The organism is Parabacteroides acidifaciens, assembly GCF_003363715.1.
Taxonomy (GTDB): Bacteria; Bacteroidota; Bacteroidia; order Bacteroidales; family Tannerellaceae; genus Parabacteroides; species Parabacteroides acidifaciens.
The window spans coordinates 29,687-56,071 of the sequence record NZ_QREV01000030.1 but is presented as its reverse complement, the minus strand read 5'-3'; the positions used below and the strand labels follow the sequence as shown (position 1 = coordinate 56,071).

Genomic DNA, 26,385 nt, shown 5'->3' with positions numbered 1-26,385 from the left:
TTTGATGAACGGTCAAGTATCGGTAAATTCTGATTTATCTGACGATTGATAGCGATTTTCCTCTCTAAACCTTGGAGAATAGCTACAATATTGTTTTGGATGCTTTCACTAATATCTTCAATTGGTATAGCAGCAAAGGCTGCATCCAATTGGAGATTTTTTATACCGGATGTTTTGCCTTCGAAATTAAAAAACGCCCCAAGATTATAGATAAACTGAAGATAGTAGTAGACATAGAGGGGATTCCAACCTTTCTTTACTCGAAAGGCAGTACAAAAATTGGAGCATATAACAGCCCCGGCATGGTCAAGCAGCTCTTGTGATACCAAAGATACACGCCCTGTGGATTGAGTTGGGCTACCACCTGACTTTTCAATGATAATGTCTCCTACTTGAAGACATTTTTTTGCATATGCTTGTTGGTTAATATAGCGGACTGGAATTGCCGAGAAATCATATTCTGATATTGGAATAATATCAGCCCCACGTACACAAGTTACCGCACAAGGTGTTTCTTTAGAGTAAGTTTCCTCGCCCCAATCTCCAGCAATGAATACTTCTATAATGTCAATTAATTTCATTCGTTGTCTTCAGGTTTAAGTTTAGGGAGTTTTGAAGAAGACTTCTCAATTTTCTTTTCATTGGAAGCAACGCGTCGTTCTACCTTCTTGATGTCCTCAGCTGCTGGCAGTTCTTCCGGGCGTATGCCTCGCTGACCGAGCATTTGTCGGATGCTGCGGTTGTTGTCCATATGTTCGGTAGTTATACTATGCTCACCATAAAGGTCTTTTTGTTCGACATTGTAATTTGTCATTTCTGTGGCAAGGTTTTTTGCTGCAATTGTAAGAGTTGGAAGAAAATCTGCTAATGGGCGTGTCGATTTAATGCCAAGCCGGTTCTTCATATCTTCTGTTGTATGCCCACCGAATAACACACCATCACCTTTAGAACGAATGCGTCCAAAACCTTTATCATCCACTCCGCGCTCATAAATATTACGTGATAATTGTTTTTCGGAAGAACGCAAACGATCTCTCGTTTCAAGTCGCGACAATTGTTCTATATGCTCCGCAATAAGTTCTGCGCGTCGAGTTTGTACGGCAAAATAACCTTGTGCAAAAGCTATTTCTTCTTTCTTGGGGTCGCCATTCTGTGCGACAAGATAGCACGCATAACGAGTCAGCATGAAATCTTGTATTTCACGCTTAGCTCCGCTACCCAAAGTAACCATTTTCGTGACCTCACGAAAATGGTCGTCGATGTTGATATTCTGTGTTTTACATGATTCAACAGCGCGAGTCAATGCTACTTGAAAATTCTCCCATCTTGCATATCCCAATATAATCTGCAATTCTCTCGCAAACCATACTTCTACTTTATCCGCTCCATTATCGTCTTCGATATAATGGCAAATGTCATCAAACGATTGCTTATGTTTATTGATTCTCTGCAAGTCCATAGTGCTTTTATTAGCGTTCCATATTAGATTGCAAAAGTACAAATTTTAAAGTAGAAATCAGCACGGTTATTATCCCAAATACTTCTTATGAGCTAACTTTACATTGTTTTGGTTCACAATGGCATAATGCAGTGTAGTATCAATGCGTACATGACCAAGTAAACGTTGTACCTGTTCAATGGGCATACCTTTGTCGATAGCCATTGTTGCAAGGGTACGACGGAACTTGTGAGGATGAACTTTTGGCATAGAAAGGGCTTGCCCCATTTTTCTGATTCTAACTTCCACACCGCTGATAGTCAGTCGTGAGTGTGGTGAATTGAGGGAAACGAATAAGGCTGGATTGCTGTCTGTTCGCTCATTAAGATATTGTTGCAAATGTAGTTTGGTACGGGCGTTGAAGTAAACAACACGTTCTTTGTTACCTTTTCCGAACACCACGCACTGCCGTTCGTGGAAATCTATATCTTCACGGCTCAGTTTGACCAACTCACCCACACGGATGCCCGTGGATGAAAGAAAGTCTATAATAGCAAGGTCTCGTTTGGTCGTGCAACTATCTCGAAGTTGCTCCAACTGTTCGTCAGAAAGCACCTCTTTTACAAGTGAATCTGTCTTAACTTTGTGAATGCGTCTTACCGGGCTTTTAGCGATATAATCTTCATCTTCCAACCATGCAAAGAAGCTGGAAAAGATGCGTCGCATATTGTCAATGGTCACTTTGCTCGATTGGTGTTCTTCTTGATAATCGGATAGATAAGTACGAATATCTGTTGTCGTAATGTGACAAATTGCCAATGAAAGCGTGACTAACAACCGTTCAATGGTATTACGGTAGTAAGTTAATGTCTTATCTGAACATCCCTCTATCTTTTTGGCTGATATAAAAGAGTTAAGAAGATGTTCATTCTCCTGCGTTTGCTGAGTGGCACAATCGCTCTTTTCAATGATTTCTACATTATGCAGTTCTGATGTAAGCACAGCTTTAAGCCGTGCCATTTGTCGGCAATCTAAGTCACGCTGCATTTTCGCAACTATCGCCTGAATGATGTTCTCTTTCATAATTCTGATAATTTTGTTCTTATATATAATATAAGAGACTGCTAAATCAGAATTTACCGATACTTGACCGTTCATCAAAAGTGGGAGAAGTTCGTCTCGCTGCTTAGTAAGAGACTTTATTTCCTTATAATTTGTATCTATCTGTAAATACAACCTACAAGCTGTTTTTGCATACTTCTCTATCATAGAATCAGGAGGTACTACTAAATCTAGATTTTCTATATCAGATGTGTTTATTGAAGGGTAGGCACTTACGGCTGATTGTGCAATAGTAGATAAATTCTCTATTGTTGCAGCTTGAATAAGGAACTGATAAATGAAGTAACGATATGCACTCCAATTTGCAGTTATTACGGCAAATCCCGTGGAAACTACCATATTATAATCGGGATTCATAATAATGCCAAAATGCTTAAGATTTGGGCGCACTGTTGAGTAAACAATATCGCCTTCTTGCACTAATCGCCTTGCCCTACTCGGAATAATATCACTCGAAGGATTCAGAAATTGTAGTTCATCAATTGTATTATTGGTGATATTTGACGTATCCAAATAAAGGATTGGGTGATTGAAATAACCGTTACTCGTTCTTTTGTTGAAAGAGCAATGCTCGCCAAGTTTTAAGACATTCCATCCTTTTGGAATTTCTCTTTTCAGCTTCTCATTCCAAACCATTTTGCCACCACTTGACTTATAAGGTTTTCCGTTTTCATTCGGAAAGTCAAATTGCACAAACCAATAATCATAAAGCTGTTTTGCCATCGCCTCTAAATTCTGATTTATCGGTATATAAGAAAAGGAGAGGAAAAGTCCCCCTCCTCGATTCTAAACGATGTGTCAGACATTTAAGTCCTTCATCGGCAATCCATAATTGTTTTGGTCAAAGAATCCTCGATAGATGAGCTTTAAACCGAGTGTCTGATAATACTTGTAGTTATCACCTTCGGTACAGAGGTATTTGTAACCGTAGCGTGGCATGTACTCCTTGAAGAAGCGAGCCAAATCTTTCAGGCTTTCTTCTTGGTTCTTCTTGAAGTTACTGCGCACAATGATGATAGACCAGTCGGGGAAATTGCCTCTTCCACAACTATACTCCCAAAAGCGGATGTAGCAGTCCAGATCACGTTCACTGATGTTCACACAAAAGCCATTGGCATTTTGCATCACGCTACAACTGTTTCTGTAGCCGAACTTCTCACACAAGTAGAGATTGAAATCAAGAATCAAATCTTCCATAAATAATTGAATTTAAAGTGTTAATAAAAAGTGGATTATAAATGAAAGCCTCGCTTGCGCTTAGCCTTTTTCTTTTTCATCAGCCGATTGAACTCGGCTTCTTCTGCGGCAGTGGCATCGTAGGATGAGTTGCCGTTTAGCAAGCCGAGACTGATGCTTGAGCCATCATCGGAATGGGAAACGCTTTGTTGTACATTTTCTTCCTTATGTCTGGATTCCTGTTTGGGTGATTCAAACAAGGATGCACAAGCATTCTCTTCTAGTCGGTTGTCGATATTCAAGTAGCTGAACTCTCGGCTAATCTTAGAGCCGGAGAAAGAAAAACCGTTGTACTCAAATTTTACACCCTGTATTTCCCGTGTAGTTCGGCTGACCTTGAATTTCATATCAATGTCTCGGTCGGCAAGTGCATCCTTTAAGTCAGCCCAATTTTGTACTTGGGACAGTTCCTCTTTCAACGCTTTGTATATCTCATGCTTTGCTCGGTCATAAGGGCGCAATCGTTCCTCCTTGATATGGTCTTTACCATTGGCAAAATGCAAGCGATATTTGGCGGTCAACATTTTGCAAACTTTCTCATTCCTGCGAAAGTCATTTTTGTCGCTAATCGTTTTGCCGTCATTGTCCACTCGATTAAAGACGATGTGGCAATGCGGATGTTCACGGTCGATGTGCCGGGCAATAATGTACTGCGTGTTTTCGATTCCCATCAGTTTCATGTAGTCGTGGGCAATTTGCAACATCAGTTCATCATCATGTTTCAAGCGTTCGCTGTCTTCTGGTGAGAAGTTGAGCGAAGTATGTCCGACAATATTCTTTACCTTATCATTGAGTAGCGATTGTAACTCAAATTGCTCCGCAATCTGTTCGGGTGTACCTTCTACTCCAACTGCTTCCAGCAATTTGGATTTCTCCTCTTTGAGAACATAGCTAACACAGCCACCGAACGATGTCCCTTTAGTCTGTTTACCTATCATCTTTCAACCGTTTTATAAGTAGGTTAATGTGCTGAGCCATTTCCTTGCATCTGTCAGCTACGGCGAAGAAACCGTAGGTGTTTGCCTGTCTTGCCAACTGGTTAAGATTAGTACTTTCGCCAATCAGTTGACGGATGATGTGAATATGCTCTTGCGTGATTCGTTCACGTACCGAACCGTTTTCGATGAGCGAACGGATCACTTCGCTTTGAGTCTGCTTGCTCCGTCTGCAAAGCGCACCAAGCCATGCGTATTGCTGATATGACAGACGGAGTGTTACTGTATATTTCTTTTCCATTTGAATCTGTTTTTAGTGAATAATGTGTGACCATCGGGAGCCGCCTCCTCAGACTTTTTGAGGAGCAAGTGGTCGGGGAATGTAATACACCGACATTAACTTGCTACAGTAAAAAAGTCTCGATTCTTCTCCCTGAGTTCAAAGTCTGAATCCTCGCTTCTTGGGTGGTAAAACCTTCGGTCGTGGAGTGCCTTGTTGTACGCTGATGAGCTTTAAATCGAATGTATCTATCAGTGTTTTCAAGATAGGATTCTTCCTTATCATTTGTTGAAGAATGGCTTCGTCAGGCTTCACTTTGAGTAGATAATCAGCTATGTCGTACCCCTCTTTGCGTTCGTCTTCGGTAGCGTTGGCTTCCAAATAATCGAACATTTGTACTTCAATTCCGCAGCTTTTCATCAGGCTAATTTTGCTCTGCCAATAGTCGGTTGCACCTAAATCAGGGAATAATACAACGCTTCTTCCTGCCAGAACGGATAGGCTGTTGACATTGAAGCAACCGTTCTTTCCACCTGATGCTATCCATAGGAATTGCGGCAGATAGTAAGATGCAATAATTGCCGTTTTCTCGCTTTCGACCAGCGCAACTGGACAGCTTTTGTCTTCGGAAAGCAGGTGCTCACCGAAGAAGCACTGCTTCAAATTGTAATCACCTTTGTGTAATACGGAGTGCACCCACGTAACATGGTTGTATGGTTCTTTTATTCGCTTACCCGTTTCGGAATTGTAAAGCATTATCTTACCAGTTCTGACTTTACTCTGATTGTCCGTTTGCCAGAATACAGTTGCACCATCCCAATACTTGGATGTACCAACCTTGTATCTCTTCATAAGATTCAATGTTTCCGTCTCTCCGAATTGAGCCGATAGAAACTGAAATAACTTGTTCGCAGAATAGCCTCGTAATGATTGGTTGACTATATCCAAATCCATGTAGGAGATGGCTATCGGTTTTACTTCTTTAATAGGTGTATAACTTCCGAAGCTATTCTCTGCAAACTTTTCTTTCTCAGATGGATTCTGCTTAAAGTAATCACGAGGCGTGAAGTGATAACCGCATTTCTGCTCATGATCACAACGCCCCACGTATTCAGGGAACTTGATTTGCTTCTCTGTATCAATGTATTTAGAAAAGCATCTTTGGCGGTGACAGTTCGGGCAAGTATGCCGAGTGCTGACACCTTTGTAGGGTTCTAATATGAATCTATGTGTACTCATTGTATGTTTCTTTTTGGGGGTGTCACTTTTGTCGTTATTGTCGTTTTCGCTTGGATAGTGTCAATACCGACAAAAATGTCACGGGTTAATCTTTGAATATTCTCCATGCTTCTCTTTGCGAAACAATGTCCCGATGTTGTCATTGAGAAAGCGTTGAAACGTGCGCTCCTTCATCCCGTTTTGCTCGGCTATCTGTATAGCTTGGGCGGTTGTAAAGGATGGAGGAAGCAGATTGACTATTGTCTGTTGTTGGCTGTTGAGCGTATTTTCATTGAGGATATTTTGAACGTTCAATGCAGACTCTTTGAAATACTCCGTCAGTTTGATTGCTCGTTCCACTGTCAACAGGTCGATACAGGTCTTATCACATTCTCCGCAAGTCCATCGTGCTAATTGGATAATCAGACAGAAACGGATGATGTATATTTCCAGCTTGCAATAGATACTTACGATGGTGTCGTTTGTTTCCCGGTCGCACAGCTCAGAAAAATGGTGCTGCCACTCGTAAAGCCGTTTCTTGGCATCCTCTGAGAAAAAAAGGATTTGTGGTTCAATCTCTCCATGTTCATTGAGGTGGCACTCTGATTGTATCAGCTTGTCAATGATGGCATTCCACTCTTGCTCTATATCTTCCAGCAGTTCCTTGTCATTCCAACGTGCTTTCTGTTGCAGGTTGGGCATTACAAACAGGAGGCGGTCGATAAACCCGTTGCTGGAACGTTCACCTTTAGCCAACTCATTCAAGATTTTCTTTTGGATAGTTCCAATAACCGATATGCACGGACGCTTGATGAAGATGGAACTCTTGGCGTTCTTGCGGTCGGATATGGTAGTCTTTGCACTGAATACTGAGAGCCAAAACTGTTCCTCCGAACCGTTGTTATAGCGGTTGAAATTCTTGAACCAAGCGGATAATTCATCTGCCCACAAGCATAACCCACGTTTGTTTTGAGCATGAATGAGGCTCAATCCTTCGGGCGTTACATCCGAAACCAAGAAGCGTTTGCGGATAGGCTCTTGTGGAAATTGCTCACTACCGCTTTCCGCACGTTCCTTGCGACTCATGCTCATCAGCTCATCGTACTTGGCAAGCATTTTCTCAAATTCTTGATTCTGTTTGTAATCATAATCAAGAAACGGCTTCATCGCAAAGCTGAGCGGATGGCTTTTGTTAGCTCCCGGTCTTCCAATCAATGCCATATATAGGATGGGGCTCTCCGTCCATCCTTGCTTGATTTGGGCAAGGTGCGTGTTGCCTATGCCAACTGCTATTGCCGTGAGGATGGCTGCGGCAATATAGTCAGTAGGGTAGTTATGGCATTCGTGTACTTCACGGATGATGCGTTGGATTTTGTTTGGGAATATGCTGACGGGGAATGCCGTACCGGACAATCTTGTGCTTAAATCAATCGCTTCATCAATGATAGATACCGGATTAATAGAATACGTATCCATAGCTACATCTATTAAAGTTTCACGGATGATTTGGGTTTATGACGGACACCGTCTTGCATATTGGCAAGCATCTCTTCGTATGTTTGCTCGGAAGTTTTTCTTCGACCATTCTCAATCCATGTCAGAAGTTCGTCTTCGTAGAAATAGAGTTTCTTGCCTTTCTTATAGGCAGGAAGCTGCCCTTTGCGTACCAATGTATAAATGGTAGGCTTGGCTTTTCGTATGATACGGCAAGCATCCTCAATTTCAACCAACACGTGTTTGTCTGATGCTGGTGGCTGGAGTTCTGCTACCATCTTTTTCAACTCGATGACCTGTTCGGTCAGATAACCTACCGCTTCGGGCAGCTTATCAAATGTTACTGTTTCTTTTTGCATACGCCAATCGTTTTTAATTGTTCGATGGCAAAGGAAACAGGTGTTTCAATGGTGGAATCATTCACCAAAATATAACTGATGAATAACTTTTTGATGGTGGTTATTGGTGGTAAGTTATTGATAATAAGTGAATATTTAATGCGTAGTAATGTTGGCTATGTTAGTTGCTGGGAGTATTCTGCGTCTCAGTGTTTTTAATTCCTCCAACGGTGATTATTATTAGGGGATAAACAGATATCAAAAGAAAAATGATAAGATTTGACAAGACCTCCATTTATTATTCGTATTTTTACGCAAATCTTGCCTATTTGTGGTGTGACGTGCAAAAATAATAGAGCAAGTATGATTATTTATTTTAAAACCTCCTTTATGAAATATCTGAAATACTTTTTACTTGTTATACTGCAATTTGCTATTGTTGAGCTGGTTGTATGGTTCCACACGACGGGTTTAGGGTGGCATATATCTGAACTGACTCCCAGTGATGCTATTTCATTATGGGGTACAGTCACCACCATTGTGTTTTTAGTATTCTCAGTTCTTGCCCTTTGGAATGTAGACCAGAAGATTCAAGAGCTCAATGAGATGAAACGGAGCATTGGCGACAAGTTCGATAGCATTGAGACCAAGAACCGTGAGGTGATGCTGGAGGCTGACAAAGCCCAGAGAGATATTGTAAAGCAAGCCGAGGAACAGATTAAGCGAATTTTGGATAAGAGTACATACAGACAAAACTTCTACGATACTCTTACAAGAATAGCCAATGAACCCGATTTTGGTAGGCAGGTTCAAGAATATACACATTTCCTAAGAACAAGCGGAGATATCGAAGGTATTAATTATGCTTATGTGTATATCTGTAGAGGGAATGCTTATCTTATGTTGTCAAGAGATGACAAAGCGTTATCAGATTTCGAGATGGCTGCAAAACTAGATACCAAGACAGTTGTCCCTTTCTTTGCATTAGGACATTATTATGTCACGAAGAAGGATTATCTCAAAAGTATTGAAATTTATAAAGAAGGATTGAAAATTGACCCGCAAGATGATAGCTTGCTGATGAATATAGCCAATTCATATTCCGCGATGGGTGAATATGCTAAGGCTGATGCCTATTATGATAGGGCATTAACATTCAATCCGGATTTAGCAATGGCATACTATAACAAAGCTAAACTTACCAAAGAGAAGAAAGAAGAATTATGGAAAGAGAAATGTATGGCATATCTCAATCACTGTATCAAGATAATGCCCTATTTTTATGATTCTAATATCAACAAAGCAGCATTACTTCGCGAAGACAATAAAAATGCAGAGGCAGCGGAAGTGTTGACAAATGTCATTGAACCAACCTTCCGTCCGGAATTTATAATGGCAATCCTTCAACGTGGAATAGCATATAGGCTCATAGGGAAAATGCCGCAAGCATTAAATGACTTCAACACCGTTCTCCTTTATCAGCCTCACAATGTACAAAATCTTTCAAATCTTTCAGTTGCTCATTTCTCAATGGGACACATAAATGAAGCTTTGTATTTTGCTCATATTGGCTTAGATGAAGCAGAACAACAAAATAGGCATGATTGTGACGCTGAATTCAATGAAGTTATAAATCGCATTGATGCAATGTCGCATACTATTGTACGCACACAATGATGAATATCCTTAACTAAAAACTTACCATCTGGGGGGCTTCATTAGTCTCTTTTTAAGAGCAGTATGAAAACCGTAATTTTCACATGCTCTATTTGAAATCAGATAGTAAAAAGATAATTGTATAAGGGCTATTTATGCAATTTTTCTATCCAGCTTAATCTTGCACTCTGATTCCGTATGCGACATTTTGCGCTCAATGGTGGATATTTCCGAATCACGTAGAGTATGAGCGAATACTTTCTTTATAAATGTGGCAGTCTGTAGGCGTGGCTTGCCAAATGCCTTACCTATATTCCAGCCAAAGTGCATGATGTCAATGGTTCTTAATTGAGTGTCAACCTTTATCTGCTCCACTTTAGGTAAGGAATCGGATAGGAAGTATTCCGTGATATATCCACATAGACGATTGAGATCAGTTTCGCTAAGGTAGAGAGCCAAGTTCTGTTTCGTATATGAGAGAACTTTATCTAATTTTTCTTGCGATGCTCGTTCTTTTTCAGCCATAGCGTTGGCACGGAATATCTCGTATTCTGTTGGCTGATTGGATTCTTCGATGGATATATTGTTGATGGTAGAAGGTGTGGCTTCTTCCTTTGGAAGCTCTGCCACTTCTTCGTTGAGTTTGGAACACGATGAAATAGAAACTTCTTCTGTTGTGTCAGATGTCGTTTCTATTTCAATTTTTGGTTCTGAAATGCAGGATTCCGAAATAATAGAACTTTCGACAAGTTCAGCGCGTGCAATTGGAGTTTCAACTACCACAAACTTATTGCGGTAGCACTCAAATCTCATAAAGCACTTTTCTATTGTTGGCGAAAGAATTTGACTGAATACCATTTGCAGATTGAGATAGATAGCTCCCATGATAATGGAGCATACCACTAAAATGAGGTAACTGCTGAACTCATCCCAACCATAGTGAAGTACGGTCTGGCGGGCTAAAACACCAATGATAGCGATTGTCCCGAAAACAATCAGATTCAAAGTAATATGTTCTATCTTTTTCTGCTTCATAATAATATATGCTAATCGTTTGTGTGCAAATATATATCATTAGCAAGATGTATAAATACATTTCCCTGAAAGTGGCAGCATTTGTCACCAAAAGGTAGTATTATTCTAGGTCAACTGTGCCAAAATAGAAAAGAAAAGTCCAACGTAGAAAAAAAACCAAGTTGGACTTTTAGCAAAGGTATTAGCAATTGTGTATGTTAGCTGCGCTTATAGGAATAAAGAGAGATATGCCCTTTTGTTTGGAGGCAACTTTACTGATAAGCCATTTTCTGAATTCAGCAGAATGTCCAGTGTCTATTTGATAGGATAGGGCTATAATCATGTTGAGATTATACACATCGGCACTATTCCCATTCTCCAACTTTATGTATTGGCAAACTTCATACCCCTTTAAGACGTTGGCTTTCAATATTGCTTTTAAACGGGAATTGATTGATCCAACTGTTGTATAGAACAAGTCGGCAATCTCCCAAGCGGTCATCCATACTTCTCCATCAGAAATATGGATGCCATGTCCGTTGTTTGTTATGATTCCTCGTTTCATGGCTATATTCATTTTAATGAAATCTTATTGGCTGTCTCTCTTTTCTTTACATTGACCAAATCTGCGTAGATTTGAGTAGTGGAAACGTTCTTGTGGGTTAGCATTTTTGAAACCGTGTAAATATCCGTGCCTAAAGAGATTTGTATGACCGCATAAGAGTGACGAAATCCGTGGAAGGTTATCGGCTTCGTTATTCCTGCCTTTTTGAGCCAGTTCTTCAGCGGATAGTTAATCATGCTCCGTTTTAAGCCCTTGAATACTTTGCCTGTGTCGGGCGTACCACATAGTTCGTAGGCTTCGTAACTGATGGGGAGTGTCGCTTCTGTTTGGGTTTTCTGTGTTCTGATACGCAAGCAATAGCCTTGGTCGGGAGCAATGGCAAAATCTTCCCATTGAAGATTGAGAATATCGCTGATGCGTAAACCTGTCAGACAAGCAAACAATGAGGCGGCTTTAAGAACTGGGATGTCACAAGGAGTGACGGCAAGTTGCTTCACTTCGTCCAGTGTCAGATATTCTTTCTTCACATCTTGTGGTTCAATCTTGTCAAGATAGTCATTGATGTTTTCTCGAAGCCATTTGTCTCGGTAAGCAATCTTCAACAATCCTCTGAAAGTAGAGTAGTAGCCGGATGCCGAATTGAGAGATATGGGACGATTGCTGTGTTTGAGCTGCTTGGCACTCAACAGGTACTCACGGAACTTCTTACATAAATCCACATTCACTTCGCCGAAGGTACATTGCCCTTTGACGAAGTTGTAGAAATGCTGATAGACAAACGTCCATTTCTGGTCTTTGCTTCGGCACATCTTTTTGAAGTAGGCGAGAAAGTCGGCTTTCTGTTTGGTCTTGTCTAAGAAGCCGAACTCTTCATTGATGAGCGATTGCACTCTGATACAACGGATAGCCTCTGCCTTGTTCAGCATATCGTTGTTGAATTCCCGTTCCATTTCATTTTTAGGATGGGCATAGATGTAGATGCCGAGATATTCCCGACGGCTCATCTGCATCGTCTCAGGGTTACGAACTGCCGGATAATAATCCAGATACAAGGAGATGCGATTATTCCGAATCGCTCTCTGACGAACTGTTACTTTTGTACACGTGTGTGTCATACTGATTAATATTTAGAGTCTTACATTTGTTTGGTGCAAAGGAATAAGGTGATTCAATGGTGACAACATTCACCGATAAATAACTTATTCAATCTTTGGGGCTGCAAGTAGCTTATCCAATTCAGGTTTGGAGATAAGTGTGTATTTGCCCTTCTTGACCTTTGGGATATTATGATATTTCGCATAATGATAGAGTTGGTCACGGGTAAGATTGAACTTCTCCATTGCTTCGGCTACCGTATAATACAGTGGTTCTTCGGGTGCAGCCACACCTTTGGCTATATTCACGTGCTTCTTGGAATAATAAACCATGATGCCTTCTTTCTTCTTCGGGATGGCGTTCTTGGAAACAAAAGTGTAGATAGCAGATAAGGTCATATCGAATTTCTCCTGCATTTCCTGTGTGCTGTACCATTCTGTAATGTCGGGATTCGGGGCTTTCTTGGTAAAGTAAGCGTCCATGTGCTTCTTGCTCCAGTAGGTCTTGCCACGATTGAAAGTCCGAGGTATGTTATTCTTCTTAGCTACCAAGAATATCCATGACTCGTTTACATGGTATTTCTCCTTCACTTCGGCTGTGGTATAGAAATCAGTGATGGGAATAGTGTCCTTCGGATGTCGTTGTTCATAAGGACGAGCTTCTACCATCCGGTCAATATCTTTTTTACGGATAAAAGACAACCTGCTACTGATGCGGAATGCTTGCAGCTTTCCGGCATATACCATTTTATATACGGCTTGTTTACTCAGCCCTAATAAAGTCGCAGCTTCTTTGAACGATAGATATTCTTTATCCTTGAAATCGGATATGGGTTGTTCACTGATGATCGTTTGGACTTTGGTTTCTACTTCTTGTATTCTCTTCTGCCGTACCGTTTCTTTGTATGCAAGGTTATTGCACCGATGAGAACAGAAGCGTGTTGTTAGCTTTTGGGCATAAAATGTTGTGCCACACCACTCGCATACCTTTTTGGTTTTCATTTTACTTGTTGCCATATTCGTTACTTTTTAGAGGTTTATTTCTCTTGTTATTTCTCCATTTTGTTCAACTATCGTCAATCATAGTCAACCACAGTCAACTTTCTCCACGACCTTTCCGACCTAAAATCGGAGAGTAACAAGCGAGCAACAAATGCGGTACAAAAATGAGCGGAAAAAGCCCTATAAACGATAACCATCACTTATAAGGCTAAAAAGAAAGGCGCTCAAAATGAACGCCTTAATAATCATTGGTGATATATGCTAATCGTTGGTAATCACTACCTATTTTCCGATGCAAAACCTCTCAAAAATATTCCCCAGCACCTGGTCCGTCGTAACCTCGCCGACAATATCTGAAAGATGGAAAATGCATTCACGGAGGTCTTGGGAGACGAAGTCGCCGGAGAGGTTGGAGGAGAGGCCTTCCTGGACGCGGTGGATGGAGTCGAGGGCGTGGGTTAGGGCTTCATAATGGCGGATGTTGGTGACGATAATATCGTTTTGGGATAGAGAAGGGATATGGGCGGCTTGGATTAATAGATCCTGCAGCTCGTTGATATTCTCTTTTTGCTTGGCGGAGATAAAGATGGTTTGAATGTTTTCGGGAAGGTCGGCAGGGATGAGGCCGGATGTATCGGCAAGCAGGTCGGCCTTGTTGAAAACAAGGATCAATTGCTTCCCTTCGCAACGAGGTAGAATCTTTTCGGACAATTGGGCGATTTGTTGGGATGCATCGGCCGCATCTATCATCCAAAGGACGATATTTGCCTGGTCGAGTTTCTGGAATGTACGTTCGATGCCGATACTCTCGATAGCGTCATGCGTCTCACGGATGCCGGCGGTATCGATGAAACGGAATGTGATGCCCTGGATGTTGATCGTGTCTTCGATTACGTCACGTGTCGTACCGTGAATATCACTTACAATAGCTTTTTCCTCATTCAGTAAAACGTTTAGTAAGGTGGATTTTCCTGCATTCGTTTCACCTATAATCGCAACAGGAATACCATTCTTGATTGCGTTTCCCACACTGAAGGAATTAGCCAGGTGTGATATGACCGTTTCGATATGAGCCGCTAAAGCACTCAGTTCGCTGCGGTCGGCAAATTCCAGCTCTTCGTGGTCGCTGAAATCCAGTTCCAGTTCCATGAGGGAAGTTATATGTAAAAGCTGTTCACGCAGATTCTTTAATTCATTGCTGAAACCGCCGCGCATCTGGTTCAGTGCCAGGCGATGTTGACCGGCTGAGGTCGATGCGATCAGGTCGGCAACAGCTTCCGCCTGGCTCAAGTCCATTTTGCCGTTCATGAAAGCACGCTGCGTATATTCGCCAGGCAGGGCGGAGCGGCAACCGTTTTCGATCAGAAGCTGCATGATTTGCTGCTGGATATAAACGGAGCCGTGACACGTGATTTCAATCGTATCTTCTCCGGTAAAAGAGTGGGGGGCACGGAAAAGGGCTATCAGGACATCGTCTATCAGTTCTTCTCCACGCCGGATACTACCATAGCGCAACGTATAGGCTTTCTGTGACAACAGGTCTTTTCCTGCTGTACGCGGTACGAATATCGTGTTACAGATCGTGATTGCTTCCGGCCCGGAGACACGGATTACAGCAATTCCCCCGGCTCCAGGGGCGGTTGATACGGCGCAGATGGTATCTTGATTGATCATGTGAAAAATAAATAATAAAGGGCGGTTCGCGAACCGCCCCTACGGTTTTATACGGTTATTAATTCATACTGTTGTGTTCCCAGACCGATCTTTTCGGCATGTTCCAGACCTGCTTGCCAGTTGGTTTCCGGGTGCATGATGTGGAACTTGTCGCAATCTTCCAGATGATCATGGTGTGGAGCGTCTGAAAGACGGTTGCCCGTTTCCAGGATCGGAGCTTTGATCACCATATCGGCACACGCTTTGTCAAGGGCAACCGGATCAAAAGAGGCTGCGATACCCAAATCCGGGATAATAGCCGCGTCATTATGATTCCAACAGTCACATTCCGGCGATACGTTCATGATGAAGCTGACATGGAAATGCTTTTTACCTAATAATACCGCTTTGGAATATTCGGCAATCTTATAATTCAGACGTTCGGAAGTATCCCCTTCGCCCATGACGGCGCCGTCGTATTGGCAAAGAGCGACACACTGACCGCAACCGACGCATTTTGTGTAGTCGATCTCCGCTTTATGCGACGCATTCAGATGAATGGCATCGTGGCGGCAATGCTTGACACAGATATTGCAACCTTTGCAACTTTCGATGTCGATTCTGGGCTGTGAAGCCGAATGAAGCTCCAGCTTTCCGCCGACACTGGCGCATCCCATACCGATGTTCTTTAAAGCACCTCCGAATCCGGTCTGTTCGTGCCCTTTGAAGTGGTTCATCGTGATGACGATATCCGCATCTGCAATGGCAGAACCGATTTTAGGAGCTTTGCAATACTCACCGTTAATCTCAATTTCCCGGTATTCCGTTCCTTTCAGGCCATCCGCGATAATCACATCGCATTTGGCGGAAATAGGATTGAAACCGTTTTCCATAGCGCTCTCCAGATGATCCACGGCATTGGCACGACGGCCTGAATACAAGGTGTTGCAATCAGTAAGGAAAGGCTTTGCTCCGAGGCTGCGAAGTAACGTTGCCATCCGGGCAGCATAGTTCGGACGAATATATGCCAGGTTTCCCGGTTCGCCGAAATGGATCTTAATCGCTGTAAATTGATTTTGGAAATCAATGCTTGCTATCCCGGCACGTTTTACAAGACGTTCCATCTTGTCCAGCAGGTTACTGGACGGAGTAGTGCGGAGATTGGTGAAATAAACTTTAGATGTTTCCATTTGTTTATTGGTTTAGAAATGCAAAGGTACGAAAAAAACTATTCTTCCTGTGAGTTGTTGGTTTTGTAGATTGGCTTTAATATAGTATTTTTGTCTCAAATCAGTTATAGTATGGACATGTATCGGCTAAACCATGAGCAATTGCTCAAGGGTGTCAATTTGGGTTTCCAACGTTATTTATCCCGGCAGATCAAGTGGGACAAGAGGTTGATCGGTATTTTCGGTGCAAAAGGTGTCGGAAAAACAACCTTGTTGCTTCAGCATATCAAATCCGCTTATGGGGATTCGGATGAAGCATTGTATTTGCCACTCGACAATATATGGTTTCAGGAACAGCAAATGTTGCCCGAGATCGTGAAGACGTTTTACGAGGATGGCGGCAGGCACCTTTTTCTGGATAGTGTCCACCGCTATGGTGACTGGGAGCGGGCGATAGTGCATTTATATGAAACTTACCCTGAGATGCAGATCGTATTTGCCGCACCTTTATTGCTTGAGGGTGATAAGGCGGAACTGCCTTTTGCTGGGAAAGGAGATTGGTACAAATTGCATACGATGTCGTTCCGTGAATATTTGTCCTACGAGGGAGCGCTTGACCTTAAGCCGGTCCCTCTGGATGAACTGCTGCTTAACCATGCGGAAGTGACACAGCAGGTGATGGATGAGATCAATGTCGTTCCGATCTTCCGGAATTACCTGGAACATGGTTGCTATCCTTTCTATTGGGAAGATCCGGATGCTTTTATTTTCCGTTTGCAAGATATGGTCCGTGACTCGGTCGATATAGACTTGGTTTCTGTCCACCCGATGAATTTCGGAATGTTCCGTAAGATGAAACAACTGCTGGTGCAGCTTGGTAAAGAAGCGCCCGAAGTACCCCGCATGCAAGCCTTGTCGTCGAAATATGAATTAGATAATACGCGTGTGCATAAATTGCTGGATTATGCGGAAGAGATAGGCGTCCTCCGGCTTTTGCAGGCAACGAAAGAAGAAGGCGGCCTGTCCCGTGCCTACCGGTCGTTCACGGCAAACACCAATCTGATGGCAAGCCTTTTCCGGGAAATGGAACGCGTTTATCTCGGTGAAACCTTTTTTGTCGATCAGATGTCGAACTGCGGAACGGTTGAGCTTTTGCAGAATGGCGATTATCGGGTAAATGATAAATATACATTTATGATCGGCGATCCGTTGATGGATTATGATCGGATCAAGGATGTGGAGAATGCCTTTGCCGCCATTCACGGACAGCCGAAGAGCGTAGGAAACAAGATCCCTATCTGGGCGCTCGGTCTTTGCTATTAATAGATTGTGTCATAAACTAAATAGACTAAGTTATGTTGGAAAATATGAAGAACAGACGGACGATCCGTAAATATACGACTCAGGACATCCCGGATACATTGCTGAATGAATTATTGGAAATAGCGGCCCGTGCCTCCAATACGGGGAATATGCAGTTGTATAGCGTTGTTATTACCCGCGATAAGGCGAATAAGGAAAAGCTGGCTCCCGCCCATTTCAATCAGCCGATGATTACGACTGCTCCGGTTGTGCTGACTTTCTGTGCCGATGCCAACCGCTTTGTCAAGTGGGCGGAACAACGTAAGGCTGTGGCCGGTTTCGACAACTTCCAGACTTTTATCGCTTCTACGATCGATGCGATGTTGTTTGCACAGAGTTTCTGCACGGCTGCGGAAGAAAAAGGGTTGGGAATCTGTTACTTAGGAACGACTGCCTATAATGCGGATAAGATTATTGAAGCCCTTTCGCTTCCCCGTCTGGTTGTGCCTATCGTGACAGTGACAGTCGGTTATCCGGACGGAATGCCTGAACAGGTGGAACGCCTGCCGCTTGACGCTGTTATCCATCAGGAAACTTATACGGATTATACGCCTGCCTCTATTGATGCGTTGTACCACGACAAAGAAGAACTGGAGGTCAACAAGCAATTCGTACGGGAAAATGAGAAAGAAACATTGGCCCAGGTATTTACGGATGTGCGCTATACGAAGGCCAACAATGAATATTTCTCGGATGTCTTGTTGAAGGTCTTGAAAGACCAGGGCTTTATGAGATGATCTGCACGTTGTAGTGCATGAACAGCCCGCTTTCGATAACCCCGGTAATCGATTTGATCGATCTCTCTAAATTATCGGGGATGTTGTCGAACCAGGCATCGAGAATCAGGTTTCCGTTCTCTGTGATTACGGGACCATCTTTCCCTTCTGCCATTCTTAATTTGATTTCTTTTGGATTATAAGCCCGGAGTACTTCTTCCACGTAAGTAAGTGCTTCGGGAAATATTTCTATGGGAACCGGGAAGCGGGTACCTAATTTCGTGACCATCTTGGATGGGTCAGCGATAATATAGGTCCGGGGACTGGAACTGATCAGTAGCTTCTCTTTAAACATCGCTCCGCCGCGCCCTTTTATCATGTTATGCTCCGTATCTATTTCGTCAGCGCCGTCGAATGTCCAATCCGGTTTATGCTCCCACAGGCTGGTGACGGGAATCCCTAAACGGGCGCAAGTCATGCGGATCTCCTGCGAGGTCGGGATAGCGCGGATGTGCAGCTGTTCGTTTTTGACTCTTTCAGCAATCTTCGTTAATGCCAGGTAAGCGGTCGAGCCGGAGCCTGCACCGATAATATCCCCATCATTCACCATAGAGGAAATGACCTTCGCCACTCTCTCTTTCTCTTCTCTGTTGGAGATGGATTTACCCCACTCCAAAGATGATAATATAGTCTTTCCCCATTCCATGATCCATATACATTATATATAATGTCAACAACCGGCGGGAAGATTCGGTTCTCAGATCCGGTCTAATACTGTTTCGATCAGGCCGGTCATGGAACCTTTGTATTCGGTGTTCATGTCTTTGGCAACCCGTCCGGCAATGATGCAACAGACAGTCATTGCCCGGTGTCCCATCAGGGCGGACAGTCCCGCAAGCGATGAACTTTCCATTTCGAAGTTCGTGATCTGGCTGCCGTTATAGTCGAATGCTTCGATTTTCCGGTTCAGTTCAGGATCGGCAAGCGGCAGACGAAGTTGGCGGCCTTGCGGACCGTAGAAACCGTTGGCGGCAATCGTTACGCCCCGGATAATGTCGCCCTGCGTGATCTGTTCGATCAGCGAAGGATCGGCCGAAACTACATACGGCTGGATGCCGCTTAGTTTCCACTCTAATTGTTTAAGGAGTTCCGCTTCGAATGCCTTGTCGCGTACTTTGGCAGAGTCGGCATAGAAATACAACACCCCGTCGAAGCCGATCGATTTCTCGGCTGCCACGTATGTGCCGACGGGGACGAATGGTTGCAAGCCTCCTGAAGTACCGACACGTACCATTGTCAGTTGCCGGAAGTCCGGTTTGATGGTACGCGTGGCAAAGTCGATGTTTGCCAGTGCGTCCAATTCGTTCAGGACGATGTCGATATTATCAGTCCCGATGCCGTGGGAAAGCGTTGTGATGCGCTTTCCTTTATACGTTCCGGTGATCGTATGGAACTCGCGGCTCGACACTTCGCACTCTTTCGTATCGAAGTAAGCCGCAACCGTATTCACACGATCAGGATCGCCGACCATAATAATCTTGTCGGCCAACTGTTCCGGTCTCAGATGCAGGTGAAAGCAACTGCCATCGGGATTGATAATGAGTTCAGAAGGTGCAATCATAACTTTGTTAGTCCTTTAACGGTTTGGAAGGCGTGCTTGTCGGCTTGGCGATTGCTTCGCGCATGCTGGTGTCAGCCTCGATATTCTTCATTTTATAGTAGTCCATGACGCCTAAGTTGCCGGAACGGAATGCATCTGCCATAGCTTGCGGAACCTGTGCTTCGGCTTCGATCACTTTGGCGCGGGCTTCCTGCGCTTTGGCTTTCATTTCCTGTTCGAGTGCAACGGCCATCGCACGGCGTTCTTCGGCTTTTGCCTGGGCAATGTTCTTGTCGGCCTGTGCCTGGTCCATCTGAAGGAAGGCACCGATGTTCTTACCTATATCTATATCGGCGATGTCGATGGAGAGGATTTCAAAAGCAGTCCCGGCATCCAACCCTTTGCGGAGTACCAGCTTGGAGATGGAATCCGGATTCTCCAATACCGTCTTGTGGCTTTCGGACGAACCGATGGACGAAACGATACCTTCGCCTACACGGGCCAGGATTGTTTCTTCGCCGGCACCACCGACCAACTGCTTGATATTGGCACGAACCGTCACGCGCGCTTTGGCGATCAACTGGATACCGTCTTTGGCAACGGCAGTCACAGGAGGCGTGTCGATCACTTTCGGGTTTACAGACATCTGCACGGCTTCGAATACGTCACGTCCGGCCAGGTCGATAGCGGTAGCCATCTGGAAAGGCAGGTCTATGTTTGCTTTGGAGGCCGAAACCAGGGCATGGACGACCTTTTCCACGTGTCCGCCAGCCAGGTAGTGCGCTTCTAACTCATCACGGGTCAATGTTTTCAGACCGGCTTTGTGGGCTTCGATCATGGCACGGGTGATGATGTAAGGCGGTACATTACGGATACGCATCAGGAAGAGTTGTATCAGCGAAATGTTGACACCCGAAACTTTTGCCGAGATCCACAGCAGGAACGGCACATAATAAAAGAATATAACCAACAGCAGTATCGCTGCGCCCAGTAGGGCTATCGGAACAAAGGTCATTTCCATGTGAATAGAATTATAGTTATGAATTATGAATTATTTTTCCTTTTTACCAGTACGTTGTAACCGTCTACGCGCATCACCTCGACCGGTGTGCCTTCATCGATCAGTTCGTCCATCGACTTGGCTTCCACCGTGATCCCTTTGATACGGGCTTTGCCGATAGGAGCGAGGCGGGAAAGCGTTATCCCTTCGTCACCCGGTACGATTCCTAAATCCCGGCTGGACACTAACTTCGAGTCTACGTCCGTTTTCAGAGCCACCCGGTTGAACGATTTAGAGCGCAGCAGCCATGCAAATGAAGCTATAAACACCAAAAGCGAAACGCCTAACGTTATATTTCCCATCCATACACTTACCGAGTAGGCATAAATCAGTCCTCCGGCTGCAAAGAGGAATCCTCCTACACCTGCCACCGTGATTCCCGGCAACATGAATATTTCCAGCAGGACGAGCACGATGGCCACAACCATAAGGAAAGCGATGATAAGCGTTTCGAATAACATAAGAGTCGTATTATCGTTTGTTTGTCAAATATTTGATTTCTGCATTACGAGCCTTCTTCTCCAGTTCGCCGGGTTGATCCATGAGCGAGTTCAGTTGCTCTTCCGCTTCGAGGATGGTCGGCTTCAACTGGTCTTTGCGGGCCTTGTTCCCTTGGGCGTACGATGCGCGCAGGCCGTCCAGCTTTCCGTTCAGCTCTTTGATCTGCTTATTGAGAGCGACCACCTTTTCGTAATATCCTTTTGCTTCCGGGCTTTTGATATCATCCAACTTATAGTAGACAATGTCATTGCCGATGATAAACTCGAAATCCTTTTCTATCTTTTCTTCCCCGTAAGGAATCTCCGTATGGGAAAGACGGATCAGCTCGGCATAGTCGGAACCTTCCTTCCAGGATTCCTGGATGGAGGTGATCGCCGCGCGGGCCCGCTTCAGATCGATGTCCTCACTCTCCACCCGCTTGTGCTCCGGATTCGGAATAAAGAGGTAGACGCAGGCCTTGCCTTCCGGTTGGAAGCGGTCGGAAACGAACCAGCCCAATCCCTTCACCTCGTCGAACACCATCATATAGTCGTTGTAAGGCGAGTTGAACGGCATGCCCAACTGCTCCGGGGCCAGATACGTATCGGAATTGATGTTATAGCGGGTGACAAACAGGTCGTAACCGCCTATCGAGCCGTTCCCTTTGGAGGCGTAATAGATCGTGGCACCGTCGGGAAGGACAAACGGATAGTTGTCGTCATCGTTACTGTTGATATTCATCGGCAACTGTTTTTCGTCTCCCCATTCATCCATCAGCATGGATTGTGTGAAGAGGCAGTAGCGGTCGCCGTCTGTCGGATGGGCGTAGTATATCTTGTCGCCTTTCTGGTTCTTATAGACCGTCGAGCCCACCGGCTCGTTCGTCTGGAAGAAATCCTTATAGGTTTCGAGCGTTCCGCTTTCTTCACTCAGGATATAGGCGGAGAGGAAATCCTCTTTGTCGACAACCAAGCTGTCGATGATCTGCACGTCTTCCACTTTCTCCATCATGCGCTGGGCATTGTTCGCCAGGTCGAGCCTTGCCTCGAACGCTTGCGGGTCCTGTTTCTTTTTTGCCAGCAGGTCGATGTAGTCCTCCAGCATTTCGGCTGCCTGGTCGAAACGGTATGTCTCGTAATAAATCTTGGACATATAGTTATAAGCCTCCTGCACTTTGCGCTTGACAGCTACTTGCAAGTGTTTTTCGGCACCCGCTAAATCTCCGGTCTCGTAACAGCAGACACCGTACCAATGATTATAAGATGAGTTACCGGGAGCCTGCTTGACCAGTTTTTCAAAAGCCGGCTTGGCTTCCGCATATTTCCCTTCATTATATAATTTCTTTGCTTCGGCCAGACTTTGTGCATGCAGTCCGCCGCATAGTAACGTAATTCCTATTGTATAAAACAGTTTATGTGATAACCAATTCATAGTACCTTAATTGTATGATATAATTATACCGTTTCAAAGATAATAATATTTTTAGTAGAGGATGCAATTCGCGGGATAAATATGTATTTTTGTGCCCGATTAAAAAAGAGTATGGCAAAGCTGACGGAAGAAGAACTCCTGTTTCGAAAAGTAGAAGAGAAGGTTAAGAAGGCAATATTCGAATATGGCCTGATTGCGGATGGCGACCGTATCCTGATCGGACTGTCGGGCGGCAAGGACTCGTTGGCGCTGGTAGACCTGCTGGGACGGCGTTCCAAAATCTTCCGGCCCCGGTTCGAAGTGGTCGTGACGCATATTGTCATGTCGAACATCCCGTACCGTTCGGATCTCGACTACCTGAAGGGATGCGCCGAAGAGCACGGGCTTCCCTTTTTCGTGCACGAGACGAGTTTCGACGCCTCGACCGATACCCGCAAATCTCCCTGTTTCCTTTGTTCCTGGACACGGCGCAAAGCCTTGTTCGACATTGCCCGGCAGCACAACTGCAACAAGATTGCATTAGGGCATCACCAGGACGATATTCTCGAAACGCTTCTGATGAATATGATCCATCAGGGGGCGATCGGGACGATGCCTCCTCGTCTGAAGATGGATAAGTTCGATATGGAGATTATCCGCCCGATGTGCTTAGTGGAGGAGAAGGAGCTGGTCCGCATTGCGGCGTGGCGGGGTTACAGGAAGCAGATCAAGAATTGCCCATACGAATCCGGTTCCAGCCGTTCGGATATGAAGGAGGTTTTGTCGCGGCTGGAAGCGATTAACCCGGAGGCGCGCTACAGCCTTTGGAGCAGTATGTCGAATATTCAGGAGGATTATCTGCCTCACAAACTAAAATAAATTATGCAGGGATTTTATACTATTCTGTTATTGGTTGTGTCCAATGTCTTTATGACGTGTGCCTGGTACGGGCATCTGAAGATGAAACAGCAGTTCAGTTGGTTCGAGCATCTGCCGTTGATCGGTGTTATCTTGTTTAGCTGGTTTTTAGCTTTTTTCGAGTATTGTTTCCAGGTTCCGGCGAACCGGATGGGCTTTCGTGATAACGGCGGCCCGTTTAACCTGATTCAGTTGAAAGTGATCCAGGAGGTGATTACGCTGGTTGTCTTTGTCGGATTCAGCACGATTGCCTTCAAAGGCGAATCGTTCAAATGGAACCATGCGTTAGCGTTCCTGTTCCTGGTGGCGGCTGTTTACCTGGTGTTTAAAAAGTAAACAGGGAAGAATTGCAGAACTAATATTTCATATCTGGCAAATAGCGAATCAATAACGGATCAACACCGGTCCTCTATTGCATGTTACGGTTGTCTTCTTTGCATGTCACAACTGTCTTCCTTCTCTGTTACAGTTGGATTTCTTTTGTTTCACGGCTGTAACATGAATAGCGGGTAGGTACGGAGGGGGCACACATTCCGCATCGTTCATTCTATCTGCCGGGTTATTCATTCCTTTACGGCACTATAAACCCATGAAGCACTGCAATACCATTTCGCAGGCGATCTTGACGAGTCAGGACCTTCATGCTTGTTAAGTTTTAAGAAATAATGAACCGTTAAATCATCATTTGTGCATACCTGAATAGTGTTGTTTTGCTGAAGAAAAGCCGGTTGGTGTCGGCAAAATGGCGGATTAATTACCGGGTGATGGGCTGTGCGGAAAAGAAAAGAGAGCATGCCAAGTGTGTCAGGCATACTCTCTTATATATAAAGATTTAGTTCAGGATAACTCCGCTGTTATCCAACGGATTCTGTGTTAGTTTGCTACCGCTCGGATAAGAGTTTATAGCCGTTTGCGGGATGAAATAGGTTACGCGGTATTCTGTTGCCGGTATGTCTTCCATCGCGTTTTGCGGACCCGGATAATGACGTGTCAGTGCTTCGCCGTTACGGAATACGTCGTAGCTGCGTTCTGCCTGATAGGCCAATTCCAACTGACGTTCCTTATCGATCAAGGTCGGGGCGGTCGTTGCATCCAGTGAAGAATAACCTGCGCCGGGGATAGAGCGTTCGCGAATCGTGTTGAGGTCGCTTAATGCTTCACCGTAACGTCCCATTTTTGCGTAAGCCTCGGCCCGGTTCAGATAAAGTTCGCCCAGGCGGGAGATGAGCGGAGAGTACAGATGCGAGTCTTCGCCTTCACGTGAGCATTTTGTAATGTAGAATTCCGGATAGACACGGTTTAGTGACATCTGGTAGTCGATTACACCGGTGTAGGTGTTACCGTCGGAATACTTGATTGAATAGATTTGCTGGGCTTCATTGACCGGCGTCATCGGATAAGTGTTTGTTACGTCTCCAACTGTTTCCGAGCAGGTGTATTGGTTCCCGTTTTTGTTCAATGCGGCCTGTACGTAGTTGTAGTTCGTATGCTTGCCGCTTGCGTCGTAAACGTTCTTGATGAAACGGAATACTTCGGTGTATTTACCGTTGTCGTCTTCGACATATTGCGGTTCGATAAAGTTCGCACGGGCATCGACAATCTTTTTCTGATCCGGACGCCAGTCGTTACGACCGGTTTCGTTCAGCAAGTCTATATATTTGGCGCTTGCAAACATTTCACCCCAGCCCATACCTCCGATATTGGCATACATACCTCCGATGCCGTAATAGTGGTCATCGCCGGAGAATTCGGAAGCAACCCGTTTAACGACGAAGATGGATTCCTTGTTGTTTTCTGGAACATAGGTGTTGTAGAACATGAACTCTTCGCGCGGCAATAACTGGTATTCGCCGGAATTGATCACTTGTGTTGCATAATAAGCGGCAGAATCGGCATATTGCGTGTTCGGATTCAAATAGGTACCGCTCATATAAAGATATACGCGCGACAGCATGGCTTGTGCCGCACCTTTGGAGGCATAGGCGGGACCATCGTTGACTGTCAGCATATTTTCAGCTTTTCGGAGGTCGGCGATCGCTTGTGCGTAACTTTGTGTGACGGTTGCACGGTCGGGCAATTGCAAGTTGTTCAAGTCGTCCGGCGTACCGTTGACGATAGGGACACCTAAGTTTTTGTCCGGAGCCTGATAATAAGGACGGGCGAAGGCACGGGTCAGATAGAAATACATCATGCCCCGGATGTAGTAACATTCGCCTAATTTATTATCGATCTCGGTACTTTGTCCTTCTTCGATCATTTTGATGACGTTGGAAGTCTGGGCGATAGCTTTGTAGCCGGAATCCCAGAAACTCTGCAAACGGTAGTTATTGGCCGTGCGTGAATAGGATATGAATTCATAGAAGGCATCCGTGGAAGAACCGCGAATCATCATATTGTCGCCGGCATACTCACCTAAACGGTGCATCGGGTCGGACCATGTTTTCAATTGGGCGTATGCGCCACGTACCAGACCGTCGAGATAAGTGTTCGGGTCCGAAGTAATGTCTTCGGCAGCCATGCTTCCATTCGGTAACCGTTCGATGTCGCAGGAAGTCAATGCTACACCTGCGCAGGCAGTTACTATAAGAAATTTTGATATAATCTTTTTCATACGTGCTTTGCGTG

At 44.6% G+C, this 26,385-nt stretch carries 26 protein-coding genes and 2 pseudogenes; 5 read left to right on the top strand and 23 right to left on the bottom strand.

From position 1 onward, the window contains the following. From DWU89_RS12875 to DWU89_RS12830, 11 genes and pseudogenes are all read right to left on the bottom strand, one after another. A partial coding sequence (locus tag DWU89_RS12875) for a restriction endonuclease subunit S (RefSeq protein ID WP_115500034.1) occupies positions 1 to 581 on the bottom strand: 581 nt, incomplete at its 3' end. Next, a complete protein-coding gene (gene dinD, locus DWU89_RS12870) occupies positions 578 to 1,459 on the bottom strand; it encodes a DNA damage-inducible protein D (protein ID WP_015532556.1) in 882 nt (293 codons plus the stop codon). The genes dinD and DWU89_RS12875, both read right to left, overlap by 4 nt. 69 nt (positions 1,460 to 1,528) lie before the next feature. Continuing rightward, positions 1,529 to 2,521 (bottom strand): site-specific tyrosine recombinase/integron integrase, encoded by a 993-nt coding sequence (xerA, locus tag DWU89_RS21105; protein WP_049703213.1) that lies wholly within the window; start codon positions 2,519 to 2,521, stop codon positions 1,529 to 1,531. A gap of 186 nt (positions 2,522 to 2,707) precedes the next feature. Next, positions 2,708 to 3,166 (bottom strand): annotated as a pseudogene (locus DWU89_RS21100) (restriction endonuclease subunit S); the annotation flags it as partial. After that, a pseudogene (locus tag DWU89_RS21285) lies at positions 3,151 to 3,304 on the bottom strand (restriction endonuclease subunit S); the annotation flags it as partial. The pseudogenes DWU89_RS21100 and DWU89_RS21285, both read right to left, overlap by 16 nt. A gap of 54 nt (positions 3,305 to 3,358) precedes the next feature. Next, the gene (locus tag DWU89_RS12855) at positions 3,359 to 3,757 is read right to left on the bottom strand and encodes a hypothetical protein (protein ID WP_074713715.1); all 399 of its coding nucleotides are present in this window, start codon (positions 3,755 to 3,757) and stop codon (positions 3,359 to 3,361) included. Positions 3,758 to 3,792: 35 nt separating this feature from the next. Beyond that, on the bottom strand, positions 3,793 to 4,734 hold the full coding sequence (locus DWU89_RS12850; protein WP_077154860.1) for a relaxase/mobilization nuclease domain-containing protein: 942 nt from the start codon (positions 4,732 to 4,734) through the stop codon (positions 3,793 to 3,795). Beyond that, positions 4,724 to 5,032 (bottom strand): MobC family plasmid mobilization relaxosome protein, encoded by a 309-nt coding sequence (locus DWU89_RS12845; RefSeq protein ID WP_004316509.1) that lies wholly within the window; start codon positions 5,030 to 5,032, stop codon positions 4,724 to 4,726. The genes DWU89_RS12850 and DWU89_RS12845 overlap by 11 nt, the downstream gene beginning before the upstream one ends. Positions 5,033 to 5,170: 138 nt before the next feature. Next, positions 5,171 to 6,250 carry a DUF6371 domain-containing protein gene (locus tag DWU89_RS12840; RefSeq protein WP_077154859.1) on the bottom strand — a complete coding sequence of 360 codons (1,080 nt, stop codon included), beginning with the start codon at positions 6,248 to 6,250 and terminating at the stop codon, positions 5,171 to 5,173. 78 nt (positions 6,251 to 6,328) lie between these two features. Further along, complete coding sequence (locus DWU89_RS12835; protein ID WP_077154858.1) at positions 6,329 to 7,705, bottom strand: DUF3987 domain-containing protein; 1,377 nt, start codon at positions 7,703 to 7,705, stop codon at positions 6,329 to 6,331. Positions 7,706 to 7,716: 11 nt separating this feature from the next. Then, entirely contained in the window at positions 7,717 to 8,082 is a 366-nt protein-coding gene (locus DWU89_RS12830; RefSeq protein ID WP_077154857.1) for a helix-turn-helix domain-containing protein, read from the bottom strand. 369 nt (positions 8,083 to 8,451) lie between these two features. Here DWU89_RS12830 and DWU89_RS12825 point away from each other — a divergent pair, with 369 nt between their 5' ends. After that, positions 8,452 to 9,738: a tetratricopeptide repeat protein gene (locus DWU89_RS12825; RefSeq protein WP_158543379.1), complete on the top strand. Its 1,287-nt coding sequence runs from the start codon at positions 8,452 to 8,454 to the stop codon at positions 9,736 to 9,738. Positions 9,739 to 9,870: 132 nt separating this feature from the next. On the opposite strand, the gene DWU89_RS12820 is transcribed toward DWU89_RS12825, so the two are convergent. The 6 genes from DWU89_RS12820 to DWU89_RS12795 form a co-directional block, all read right to left on the bottom strand. Continuing rightward, on the bottom strand, positions 9,871 to 10,752 hold the full coding sequence (locus DWU89_RS12820) for a mobilization protein (RefSeq protein WP_077154855.1): 882 nt from the start codon (positions 10,750 to 10,752) through the stop codon (positions 9,871 to 9,873). Positions 10,753 to 10,933: 181 nt separating this feature from the next. After that, positions 10,934 to 11,296: a lipofamily protein gene (locus tag DWU89_RS12815; RefSeq protein ID WP_077155877.1), complete on the bottom strand. Its 363-nt coding sequence runs from the start codon at positions 11,294 to 11,296 to the stop codon at positions 10,934 to 10,936. Positions 11,297 to 11,304: 8 nt separating this feature from the next. Continuing rightward, on the bottom strand, positions 11,305 to 12,411 hold the full coding sequence (locus DWU89_RS12810) for a site-specific integrase (RefSeq protein WP_077154854.1): 1,107 nt from the start codon (positions 12,409 to 12,411) through the stop codon (positions 11,305 to 11,307). Between the two features lie 84 nt (positions 12,412 to 12,495). Further along, positions 12,496 to 13,407: a helix-turn-helix domain-containing protein gene (locus DWU89_RS12805; protein WP_077154853.1), complete on the bottom strand. Its 912-nt coding sequence runs from the start codon at positions 13,405 to 13,407 to the stop codon at positions 12,496 to 12,498. 267 nt (positions 13,408 to 13,674) lie between these two features. Beyond that, positions 13,675 to 15,063: a tRNA uridine-5-carboxymethylaminomethyl(34) synthesis GTPase MnmE gene (mnmE, locus tag DWU89_RS12800; RefSeq protein WP_187574938.1), complete on the bottom strand. Its 1,389-nt coding sequence runs from the start codon at positions 15,061 to 15,063 to the stop codon at positions 13,675 to 13,677. A 50-nt stretch (positions 15,064 to 15,113) separates the two neighbouring features. After that, the gene (locus DWU89_RS12795) at positions 15,114 to 16,235 is read right to left on the bottom strand and encodes a DUF362 domain-containing protein (protein ID WP_115500032.1); all 1,122 of its coding nucleotides are present in this window, start codon (positions 16,233 to 16,235) and stop codon (positions 15,114 to 15,116) included. A gap of 111 nt (positions 16,236 to 16,346) precedes the next feature. Between DWU89_RS12795 and DWU89_RS12790 the strand changes: the two genes are divergently transcribed. Together DWU89_RS12790 and DWU89_RS12785 are read left to right on the top strand one after the other, a co-directional pair. Next, positions 16,347 to 17,537, top strand: a complete 1,191-nt coding sequence (locus tag DWU89_RS12790) for an ATP-binding protein (protein WP_115500031.1) — start codon at positions 16,347 to 16,349, stop codon at positions 17,535 to 17,537. A gap of 32 nt (positions 17,538 to 17,569) precedes the next feature. After that, on the top strand, positions 17,570 to 18,313 hold the full coding sequence (locus DWU89_RS12785; RefSeq protein WP_115500030.1) for a nitroreductase family protein: 744 nt from the start codon (positions 17,570 to 17,572) through the stop codon (positions 18,311 to 18,313). Here the strand turns inward: DWU89_RS12785 and rpiA are convergent. From rpiA to DWU89_RS12760, 5 genes are read right to left on the bottom strand one after another with little or no spacing between them, the layout of a single operon-like run. After that, positions 18,303 to 18,998 carry a ribose 5-phosphate isomerase A gene (gene rpiA / locus DWU89_RS12780; protein ID WP_115500029.1) on the bottom strand — a complete coding sequence of 232 codons (696 nt, stop codon included), beginning with the start codon at positions 18,996 to 18,998 and terminating at the stop codon, positions 18,303 to 18,305. The genes DWU89_RS12785 and rpiA overlap by 11 nt on opposite strands. A 51-nt stretch (positions 18,999 to 19,049) precedes the next feature. Further along, positions 19,050 to 19,913 (bottom strand): nucleoside phosphorylase, encoded by an 864-nt coding sequence (locus tag DWU89_RS12775; protein ID WP_115500028.1) that lies wholly within the window; start codon positions 19,911 to 19,913, stop codon positions 19,050 to 19,052. 7 nt (positions 19,914 to 19,920) lie between these two features. Beyond that, the gene (gene floA, locus DWU89_RS12770; protein WP_115500027.1) at positions 19,921 to 20,913 is read right to left on the bottom strand and encodes a flotillin-like protein FloA; all 993 of its coding nucleotides are present in this window, start codon (positions 20,911 to 20,913) and stop codon (positions 19,921 to 19,923) included. A 23-nt stretch (positions 20,914 to 20,936) separates the two neighbouring features. Further along, positions 20,937 to 21,413, bottom strand: a complete 477-nt coding sequence (locus tag DWU89_RS12765; RefSeq protein WP_115500026.1) for an NfeD family protein — start codon at positions 21,411 to 21,413, stop codon at positions 20,937 to 20,939. 10 nt (positions 21,414 to 21,423) lie between these two features. Further along, a complete protein-coding gene (locus DWU89_RS12760; protein ID WP_115500025.1) occupies positions 21,424 to 22,863 on the bottom strand; it encodes a tetratricopeptide repeat protein in 1,440 nt (479 codons plus the stop codon). 111 nt (positions 22,864 to 22,974) lie between these two features. Between DWU89_RS12760 and DWU89_RS12755 the strand changes: the two genes are divergently transcribed. Both DWU89_RS12755 and DWU89_RS12750 read left to right on the top strand, forming a co-directional pair. After that, positions 22,975 to 23,721, top strand: a complete 747-nt coding sequence (locus DWU89_RS12755) for a tRNA 2-thiocytidine biosynthesis TtcA family protein (protein WP_115500024.1) — start codon at positions 22,975 to 22,977, stop codon at positions 23,719 to 23,721. 3 nt (positions 23,722 to 23,724) lie between these two features. Continuing rightward, complete coding sequence (locus tag DWU89_RS12750; protein ID WP_115500023.1) at positions 23,725 to 24,096, top strand: DMT family protein; 372 nt, start codon at positions 23,725 to 23,727, stop codon at positions 24,094 to 24,096. A gap of 496 nt (positions 24,097 to 24,592) precedes the next feature. Here the strand turns inward: DWU89_RS12750 and DWU89_RS12745 are convergent, their stop codons facing one another. After that, the gene (locus DWU89_RS12745) at positions 24,593 to 26,371 is read right to left on the bottom strand and encodes a RagB/SusD family nutrient uptake outer membrane protein (protein ID WP_115500022.1); all 1,779 of its coding nucleotides are present in this window, start codon (positions 26,369 to 26,371) and stop codon (positions 24,593 to 24,595) included. Positions 26,372 to 26,385 lie beyond the last annotated feature (14 nt).

Coding starts and splice junctions, on each gene's coding strand:
- dinD (WP_015532556.1), bottom strand. CDS start 1,459: ATGGACTTGCAGAGAATCAATAAACATAAGCAATCGTTTGATGACATT.
- xerA (WP_049703213.1), bottom strand. CDS start 2,521: ATGAAAGAGAACATCATTCAGGCGATAGTTGCGAAAATGCAGCGTGAC.
- DWU89_RS12855 (WP_074713715.1), bottom strand. CDS start 3,757: ATGGAAGATTTGATTCTTGATTTCAATCTCTACTTGTGTGAGAAGTTC.
- DWU89_RS12850 (WP_077154860.1), bottom strand. CDS start 4,734: ATGATAGGTAAACAGACTAAAGGGACATCGTTCGGTGGCTGTGTTAGC.
- DWU89_RS12845 (WP_004316509.1), bottom strand. CDS start 5,032: ATGGAAAAGAAATATACAGTAACACTCCGTCTGTCATATCAGCAATAC.
- DWU89_RS12840 (WP_077154859.1), bottom strand. CDS start 6,250: ATGAGTACACATAGATTCATATTAGAACCCTACAAAGGTGTCAGCACT.
- DWU89_RS12835 (WP_077154858.1), bottom strand. CDS start 7,705: ATGGATACGTATTCTATTAATCCGGTATCTATCATTGATGAAGCGATT.
- DWU89_RS12830 (WP_077154857.1), bottom strand. CDS start 8,082: ATGCAAAAAGAAACAGTAACATTTGATAAGCTGCCCGAAGCGGTAGGT.
- DWU89_RS12825 (WP_158543379.1), top strand. CDS start 8,452: ATGAAATATCTGAAATACTTTTTACTTGTTATACTGCAATTTGCTATT.
- DWU89_RS12820 (WP_077154855.1), bottom strand. CDS start 10,752: ATGAAGCAGAAAAAGATAGAACATATTACTTTGAATCTGATTGTTTTC.
- DWU89_RS12815 (WP_077155877.1), bottom strand. CDS start 11,296: ATGAAACGAGGAATCATAACAAACAACGGACATGGCATCCATATTTCT.
- DWU89_RS12810 (WP_077154854.1), bottom strand. CDS start 12,411: ATGACACACACGTGTACAAAAGTAACAGTTCGTCAGAGAGCGATTCGG.
- DWU89_RS12805 (WP_077154853.1), bottom strand. CDS start 13,407: ATGGCAACAAGTAAAATGAAAACCAAAAAGGTATGCGAGTGGTGTGGC.
- DWU89_RS12795 (WP_115500032.1), bottom strand. CDS start 16,235: ATGGAAACATCTAAAGTTTATTTCACCAATCTCCGCACTACTCCGTCC.
- DWU89_RS12790 (WP_115500031.1), top strand. CDS start 16,347: ATGGACATGTATCGGCTAAACCATGAGCAATTGCTCAAGGGTGTCAAT.
- DWU89_RS12785 (WP_115500030.1), top strand. CDS start 17,570: ATGTTGGAAAATATGAAGAACAGACGGACGATCCGTAAATATACGACT.
- rpiA (WP_115500029.1), bottom strand. CDS start 18,998: ATGGAATGGGGAAAGACTATATTATCATCTTTGGAGTGGGGTAAATCC.
- DWU89_RS12775 (WP_115500028.1), bottom strand. CDS start 19,913: ATGATTGCACCTTCTGAACTCATTATCAATCCCGATGGCAGTTGCTTT.
- floA (WP_115500027.1), bottom strand. CDS start 20,913: ATGGAAATGACCTTTGTTCCGATAGCCCTACTGGGCGCAGCGATACTG.
- DWU89_RS12765 (WP_115500026.1), bottom strand. CDS start 21,413: ATGTTATTCGAAACGCTTATCATCGCTTTCCTTATGGTTGTGGCCATC.
- DWU89_RS12760 (WP_115500025.1), bottom strand. CDS start 22,863: ATGAATTGGTTATCACATAAACTGTTTTATACAATAGGAATTACGTTA.
- DWU89_RS12755 (WP_115500024.1), top strand. CDS start 22,975: ATGGCAAAGCTGACGGAAGAAGAACTCCTGTTTCGAAAAGTAGAAGAG.
- DWU89_RS12750 (WP_115500023.1), top strand. CDS start 23,725: ATGCAGGGATTTTATACTATTCTGTTATTGGTTGTGTCCAATGTCTTT.
- DWU89_RS12745 (WP_115500022.1), bottom strand. CDS start 26,371: ATGAAAAAGATTATATCAAAATTTCTTATAGTAACTGCCTGCGCAGGT.